General features: G+C 57.0%; 6 protein-coding genes. 4 read left to right on the top strand and 2 right to left on the bottom strand.

Features of this window, described 5'->3' with window-relative positions; genetic code table 11:
* Together NP596_RS18325 and NP596_RS18320 are read left to right on the top strand one after the other, a co-directional pair.
* Positions 1–747 (top strand): FecR family protein (locus NP596_RS18325; protein WP_256616845.1); only part of this gene is annotated, 747 nt, incomplete at its 5' end.
* A gap of 78 nt (positions 748–825) precedes the next feature.
* Positions 826–3,183 (top strand): TonB-dependent siderophore receptor, encoded by a 2,358-nt coding sequence (locus NP596_RS18320; RefSeq protein WP_256616844.1) that lies wholly within the window; start codon positions 826–828, stop codon positions 3,181–3,183.
* 120 nt (positions 3,184–3,303) lie between these two features.
* On the opposite strand, the gene NP596_RS18315 is transcribed toward NP596_RS18320, so the two are convergent.
* Positions 3,304–6,627 (bottom strand): LamG-like jellyroll fold domain-containing protein, encoded by a 3,324-nt coding sequence (locus tag NP596_RS18315; protein WP_256616843.1) that lies wholly within the window; start codon positions 6,625–6,627, stop codon positions 3,304–3,306.
* 29 nt (positions 6,628–6,656) lie between these two features.
* Complete coding sequence (locus tag NP596_RS18310; RefSeq protein ID WP_256616842.1) at positions 6,657–6,878, bottom strand: hypothetical protein; 222 nt, start codon at positions 6,876–6,878, stop codon at positions 6,657–6,659.
* 245 nt (positions 6,879–7,123) lie between these two features.
* Between NP596_RS18310 and NP596_RS21940 the strand changes: the two genes are divergently transcribed.
* The gene (locus NP596_RS21940) at positions 7,124–7,594 is read left to right on the top strand and encodes a prepilin-type N-terminal cleavage/methylation domain-containing protein (protein WP_371927975.1); all 471 of its coding nucleotides are present in this window, start codon (positions 7,124–7,126) and stop codon (positions 7,592–7,594) included.
* Positions 7,595–7,663: 69 nt separating this feature from the next.
* On the top strand, positions 7,664–7,997 hold a 334-nt coding region (locus NP596_RS18300), incomplete at its 3' end, for a pilus assembly FimT family protein (protein ID WP_256616841.1).

Here is a 7,997-nt window from a genome sequence, read left to right as displayed (position 1 = left end):
CCGGCCGCTTACAGTGCCGCGGCCGCCCTGCTGCTGGGAATCGGCTTGGGTTTGTTCTCGCCGCAAGGCTGGTACGGTTTGCCGCGCAGCTATAGCGTCGCCAAGGGCCAGCGGCAAACCGTCGCCTTGCCGGACGGCTCCAACCTGGAAATGAACACGGACACCGAAGTCAGGGTTCGCTTCAACCGCGGGCAGCGGCGGATGGAATTGCTGCGCGGCGAGGCGTTTTTCAACGTAGTTCACGATGCGAAACGGCCGTTTAGCGTGCGGGTCGGCGATGTCGGCATATACGACATAGGTACCGCCTTCGACGTCTACAAGCAGCCGGACCGGGTTAGCGTGACGGTGCTGGAAGGCGAAGTCGAGGTCGATAACCGGACCGAGCGCCGCCCGCTAACGGCCGGCCAACAACTGAGCATCGGCAACGACCTGCGTTTCGCGGCGGTTGAGCAAACCGATATTGCCGCCGCCACGGCCTGGCGGCAGGGGTTGCTGGTGTTTCGCGGCCGACCCTTGGCGGAAGTGCTGGCCGAGATCGGCCGTTACCACGAGGTGCGGATTCGCCTGCCAGACCCGAAACTGGCGGAACTGCGCGTCAACGGCAGCTTTCGCACCGGGCAACTGGACAATATGCTGAATGCGGTCGCCACTCTGCTGCCGATTACGGTCAAACATGTCGGCGAAAGGGAAATTGTATTGGAGGCTGTCGCGCCGGCCGGCGTTAGGCCGCGACACAACAAACCGTAAAAAATCCGGTATTCGCTGGCGGCATTTTAAATCGCCCGCGTCTATACCCATGAACCCCACACAAAGGAGACATGGAGTATGACACTGGCGATAAAAGGTCTGGCTGTAGCCATCACGCTGATTTCGGCGCAAGCCCATGCCGAGGACGGCAAACACCGCTTCGATATACCCGCGCAAGCGCTTGCCGGCGCCTTGCAAACCCTGGCGGCCCAATCCGGCGCGGCCATGCTGTATACCGAACAAACCGCCGCCGGCAAAACCAGCCCGGCATTGCAAGGCGAATATACCCTGGACGAGGCGGTGCGCAAACTGTTGAGCGGTAGCGGATTAATCTACAGTATCGACGGCAGCGGCACGGTAACCCTAAAACCCGCCCCTGGCGGGCGCAATGCCACCACGCTGGAACCCCTCACGGTTAAAGGGGTCCGTAATCCCAACGATCCTTACGACATGGATTACGCGGTAACCAACGCCACGACGGCTACCAAAACCGATACCCCGCTGATGGAAACCCCGGTTTCGATACAGGTCATCCCCAAGGGCGTGCTGGCGGACAAACAGTCGATGACCCTGCCGGAAGCCGTCAACGGCCATGTCAGCGGCGTATTGGGCCGCACCGGCGGCGGTTATCTCTACGACAACTTTGTCATCCGCGGTCTGGCCGGCTCCGGTTTCGGCGATGCCTACCGCAACGGTTTGTTCAACCGCCAGGATATTTACGACATCGCCAATATCGAACGGATTGAAATTCTCAAGGGGCCGGCGGCGGTACTCTATGGCCGCATCGAGCCCGGCGGCCTGGTCAACTACGTGACCAAAAAGCCGCTGGATACGCCCTACTATTCGCTGCAACAGCAGTTCGGTTCCTACGATCAATACCGCACCCTAGTCGACGCCACCGGGCCGATCGACGACGACAAGACCCTGCTTTACCGGCTGAACGGCTCTTACACGGACAATGGGTCGTTCAGGGATTTTGTCGGCAACCAGCGATTTTTTGTCGCGCCATCCCTCGCCTGGCGACCCAACGACCGCTTTGAATCCAATCTGGAGCTGGAATACAAGCATGACCGTTTAAATGCCGACTTCGGCATTCCCGCCGTTAACGGACGCCCCGCGCCAATTCCGATCACCCGCACCTTAAAGGACGGCCCGCAGCGCCAACTGATGGAAAGTACGCTGGTCGGCGCTGACTGGACCTACCACTTCAATAACAACTGGAAACTGACTCAGCGCTATTTGTTTAAGGATTGGTCGCTGAGCGGCCCGACACTCTACAATTATTTAGGCTTACAGAATGACCAGCGCAGTCTGAATCGTATCGCCACCACCGGCGTGCAAGATGTGATGACCCATTCCGGCAATATCGATTTGAACGGCAAATTCGAACTCCTGGGCAGCCAGCACAATCTGTTGATCGGCGTGGACGGCTTCCACGCCACAACGGAATCGCATGACGCGGACAATCCGGCACCGGCCATCGATATATATAACCCGATTTACGGACAAGTCGATTTTGCGGCGTTGACGAACGAAAATGCGTTTTTCTATCGCAAGGAATCCTGGGTAGGCGCCTATGTGCAGGACCAGATCACTTTGTTCGACAAACTGCATATCTTGCTGGGCGGCCGTTACGATAACGTTACGACAGGTGCTAATTTCACGCCGACTTCCTTGGCCGCGGCTAAAGCGGGGCGCGTGGAGCAAAAGGACGATGCGTTTAGCCCCAGAGCCGGCGTACTTTACCAAGTACAAGATTGGCTGTCGGTCTACGGTAGTTACACCGAGTCTTTTAGCTCTAACAACGGCGTCAGCGCCAGCGGCGCAAGCTTTGACCCGCAGGAGGGCCAACAGCACGAGGTCGGCATCAAAACAGAGTCGAATGACAAGAGGTTTTCCTCGACCCTGGCATATTTCCATTTGACCAAAAGTAATCTGCTGACCGACGACCCTAACCAAGCCGACCCGAATTTCCAGATTCTGGCCGGAAAAATCAGGAGTAAAGGCATTGAATTGGACTTGGCGGGGCAAGTCACCGATCAACTCCACCTGCTGGCGACCTATGCTTATACTCAGGTCAATTACATTGAAGAATTCAGCGGTTTGCGAGGCAATCGCCTGGAGAACGTACCCAGGCATCAGGGCAGTCTCTGGGGCACATGGCAATTCGACCAAGCCTTTAAAGCGGGCTTGGGCGTGGTGGCTGTCGGCAGGCGTCCAGGCGACTCCGACAATACTTTCATATTACCGGGATATGCCCGGCTGGATGCGATGGCGGCGTATACGCATCGCATCGGTCAACATAGACTGACGGCCCAGTTGAATATCAACAATCTTTTAGACAAAGAGTATTACGCCAATACGGACGGCGGCAGCCTTAGCGCTATTCCCGGCACGCCATTCAGCGTACTGGGGTCGTTGAAATACGAGTTCTGAATAACCGGCCGGCGCTATCGAACCGGTTCCGATCGCCGTCAACGGCATTATGGTATTGCTGCTGGGAATGTTTCCGCCGATGCGGGATTTGTCGGCCGGCATGCGGCACTATAGGCGGGCTTAGTACACTTCCCGCCGGTAAATCTGCTTGCCGTTACCTTGATAGATACCGAACGTAGCCCTGGCCGACGGCGAATTATCGTGGCTGCCGTTGTGGTCCCAATCGAACAGCAGCCACGGCAAAGCGGTAAAGTCGGCGGCGATATCGATATAACCGGTATTGCCGCTGCCCGGCGCGGCGAAACGCAGGTCGGCATCGCCGGCGGCCAGCGTGGCATCCGGCAAAACCGCCTGAGAAACCCCAGCCCCGACCGTCATCGACGCATTGCCGGCCTGCGCCGCGCCGCCGGCCGTTTCGGGATTACTCAGCGACAGCTGGCTGCTTAAATTCAAAGCCGTGCAGTTATCGGCGGCGTTTTTCACAAAACTGTTGCCGTTGAAATATTCGCTGAACATCGGCACCGGCAAGGGTATCAATTCCGAACCGTTGGCATTCCGCAGCACCAATCTGCCCCAACGCATGTCTTTATTGCCGCCGGTAAAAGCCATGCCGTTGCCGGGGCTGGCGGCCCCGAAGCGCACGGGATTGCCGGCCGCGGCCACGGCATCCGTATCCTGCAGCGTAAAACTCATGGCAATTTCAGCAGCGAAGGGGGCGATAGGATTGTTGCGCGAGACTGCCAGAATGTCGCTACCGGTATCGGCAAAACGTAATGTGCCGGTACCGTTGCCGTTATCCACTGCCGTCGGCGCGGCGGCATTCAACACCGTTAACGGCCGATTGGCTTCCGCATAATCGGGCGTAATGCCGAAACTGCCGTGAACCGGATTAATCTTCCAGTAGCTGCCGGTGTAATTCATAGTCGTTACGCCATCGGCATTACGGGCAATGACGGTGGCCACGGGATTTACGGCATATTTGACCGGCTGACCGATATAGCTGAAACCTGTGCAGGACGGGGCGAAAACCGGCGTATTGTAGGTAACATCGAAATGATCGGGAATAAACCGCCCCACATTGCCGATTACCGAGGTATTGCCGAATTTACAGCCGTATTTGCCGCCCGTTAAGCTATTGGAAAAGTCATCGGTGCAATCAGCGTTGACGGCATCGATTTCGGTAAAATTATCGTCATGGACGGCCTCGGCCGATAACGAGAAATAACCCACTTCGGAATAACTAAAATCCGAACCCGCCGCGGTACCGGTTGTCGGATCGGCATAATCGAAGGTGCCGGTCAATATGCCGCGTTGGACCGCCCCGCTATGAGCGGTTAACTTGCCCTGATCCAACGCCGGCGAACCGTTATAGCCCGTTATGCCGCTTGCCGCCGACAGAGAAAAAAGATTGCCGGCCTTGATGGTGGAGCCGGCGGTTACACTGGACGAGACAGCAAAATCGGCCGGACGTACCGAGAAACTGTCCGCCGAACAGCCTACTACCGCGGGTAAATGGGTGGCATCGGTCACTCGACAGCGCAAATTCCGATAAGCCTCGGCCACCGTGAAACCGCCGCTGGTTTTTCTGCCTTGTTCAGTAGCTTGATTAACCTTGGCAAAGGTTAATGTTTGACTGATCGCCGGACTAAGCGCCATTCTGGAACCGCATGCGGTGTCCCCGGCACCGTCCACCAGTTCGACGCTAACGTTCCTGTTCGCATCGGCGGCATAAGCCGTTTGCACCCCTTCGGCGATACCATCGTTATCGGCATCCTTAAGCGCAACCACATCGAAGCTAAAGGGCATACCGGAAAGCTTGGTGTAAAGATGTCCGGTTAATGCCGACTGCCCGCTCTCGACACAATTGAAATCCACCGGATTGACCAAACCCGGATTAACGGTTGCGCAATTGCGTGTCCGCGCCATCAAACCCTGAATCCCGGTTTGGCTAAGCGCCCCCTGAAATACCCGCAATTCGTCGATATAGCCGGAAAAACCGAACGAGTTATTCGCTTCCGTGGCGGCATTGGTTTCTCCGCCGATAGAGGCAACGCCGCTGTCCGAGCCGAAAGCGCTCTCGCTCCATGCGGCGCTAACGTTTGCCAATAAGGAACCCGCGCTATCGAACACATAAATGCGTTTAGTTTTATTCGGCACATCCGCTACCGCCGCCACGAAATACCAGGCATTGTTGGCAATCACATTCGCCGTATCGAGAATCAGCGCGGAAGGCGTGCCGCGGGTAAAAAACCGCACCCTGCCGGTGCCGCCATCCGCCAGGCTAAAACCATAACCCGCGGTATTGTGTTCATCGTCGATGAAAATACGTTGGCCCGGCAAACTATTGTTCGTGCTCCTGATCCAGGCGGTAATGGTAAACGCCGCGCCGCTTGCCCCCAGATTTGGGAAACCGGATGGCAAGACAACATAGTTTTTGTTGGCGCGATTGAACGCACCGTAGCCGCAAGTACCGGTACTGCCGGCAATCGCCGGAGTCGTGGCGGCGGTCGTGGGCAATGCGCCCGACAAGGTTGCGGCGTTGCCGTTATAGCCGCTTCCGCTATCGATCGCTTCATTGGCCGAGCCATTCCAGACCGGCTCATCCATATGAAAATCCAGCAACTCGGTGGATGCGGAAACGACCGTATAGCTCCCGCCGGTAAAATCGCCGTTTCCGGCGCCACTGCCCCCCAGCGGCAAGTTTGAACCGGACTTGATGGAATCGTTATCGACCAGGTTCAATCCCAACGAACCGCTACCGGAGCCGGTATCGGCAGTCACCGTCCAGGTTGCGCCGCTGCCGGTAACCGAAACGATGCTGGCGCCGCCGACCCCGCCACTCTGGATTAACGAAAAATCGGCGGCATCCACCCCGGTAACGCTACCGCCGAAGGTCACGGTCCAGGATACCGTCGCGGCTGGGCCGGTAGGGTTGATTGAGGCCGGCTCAATCGAGGCAACATTTACGACAGCGCCGACCGTGACGGCGTTGCTCAATACATAGCTAGTGGGAGTATCGCTACAGTCGTTATCTCGATAGGCAATAAAATAAGCATTGTAAACTCCGGCAACGCTGGGCGCGGTGATGTTAAACGTTTCGGCATAGGTACCGCGTTGCTCGTGATTGGCGTGGTCAACCTTGTTTCTCGTACCCGAGTTGGTAGCCGATATGCGCCAAGCCGTGCAGCGCCATCTGCTATCAGAGTCGCCGGACGTAAACACGGTTACGGTAGCGCTGATTGTTGCGCCTCCGGCCACGCTGACGCTGCCGGCGCCATCCAGCGTTACCGAGTTAACGTTTCTCGACGCATAAGCATTGCCGGGGCTGAGGGCCAGCGCAACCACCCCCAACAGCAAAACATTCCTGTTCGGCCGGCCGGACATCCGCCGGCTTGAAGCCGTGCCGGCGAGGTTGTCGAACAAGCCGAGCGTAAAGGGTCGCACAAGCCGAGCGTAAAGGGTCGCACAAGACACTAACGGTTAGCCGATTGACACACCGGGCAAATGTGCTGCCCTTCCCGGGTCAGCAGCCAACCCGCCTCTACAGCGGCTTTCAATTCGCCGTCAAACCAGGCCCTGCCGTCGCTGATACGCCGCCCGGTACGCTCATCGCTACGCGGCGCCCGGCGAAACTCTATGGCTCTTAAACCTTGCGGGTTACAAATATCGCAAAATATGAATGTTCGTATGCTCATCTCTGGTTGGCGTGCGCTCGGCGCGGAATATTTCAAGTAAATTGATTTTGGGTAACTATTCAGCAAACCAAGCTATCGCCGAGAGCTTGCACCCTCTCCCGATGGAGGGTTAGAGAGTGCTTCGCGCTTAACGGTTAGGATTTTTGTTGGTTCAAATTCCCGCTCGAAGCAGTATAGTCTAAACTATCGATTGGAAATCGGCCGATCTACCAGGCTTTTTTGTAAACAAAGTATAAGGTGACAACGTGGTATTTAAAAAACAGCAGGGTTTTACGTTGATCGAACTGATCATGGTGATTGTGATTTTGGGCATCCTGGCGGCGGTTGCCTTGCCAAAATTCGCCGATTTGGGCGGCGATGCCAGAAGAGCCACCTTGCAAGGCGCCCTGGGCGCGGTCAAATCCGCCGCCGCCATAGTGCACGCCAAAGCCTTAACCGAAAGTAAAACCGCAACCAGCGACGACAGCGAGTCGGTTTCCCTGGAAGGCACCGCCATAACGCTTAAATACGGCTACCCGAATGCAGCCACCATCGACGAAGCGGCCGGGGTTTCCGCCACCGACTACCATATTGCCGTAGCCAGTGGCGTCAGCACCATCAGCGCGACCAAAGACGGCGGCACCAGCGCGGTGAGCAACTGCAATTTCACCTACACGCCACCCGCCAGCGCCGGCGCCGCGCCGACGATTTCCGTGGGCGTGTTTACCGGTTGTTAAATTCATCGACTCACTTCCCGGCCAAATGCGGTAACAGCCTATTACCGCTTTTGGCCGCCCGTCTTCCACTTGAACGACTCTCCATCAGCGTTGATAAATGTCCGGCCTAAATATACCCGCTTAGACCGGCAAGCCGGATTTACGCTGGTGGAACTGGTGATGATCATCGTCGTAATAGGCGTTTTGAGTAAAACCGCCCTACCCCGCTTTTTCGATATCGAGTCGTTTCAACAGCACGGCTTTTTCAACGACACCCTCAACGCCATTCGTTACGCGCAAAAACTGGCCGTAGCCACCGGCTGTAATGTGCACGTCGCCATTAGCGGCAACCAGTTCGAACTGAAACGCCCGGCCGCCGCGGATCGCAGCCTATGCGACTCCACCGCCGCCGGCGATTTCACGC

It is taken from the genome of Methylomonas rivi (assembly GCF_024505165.1).
Lineage (GTDB): Bacteria > Pseudomonadota > Gammaproteobacteria > Methylococcales > Methylomonadaceae > Methylomonas > Methylomonas rivi.
The sequence above is the reverse complement of the archived record's forward strand: the minus strand, read 5'-3'. Positions and strand labels throughout refer to the sequence as shown.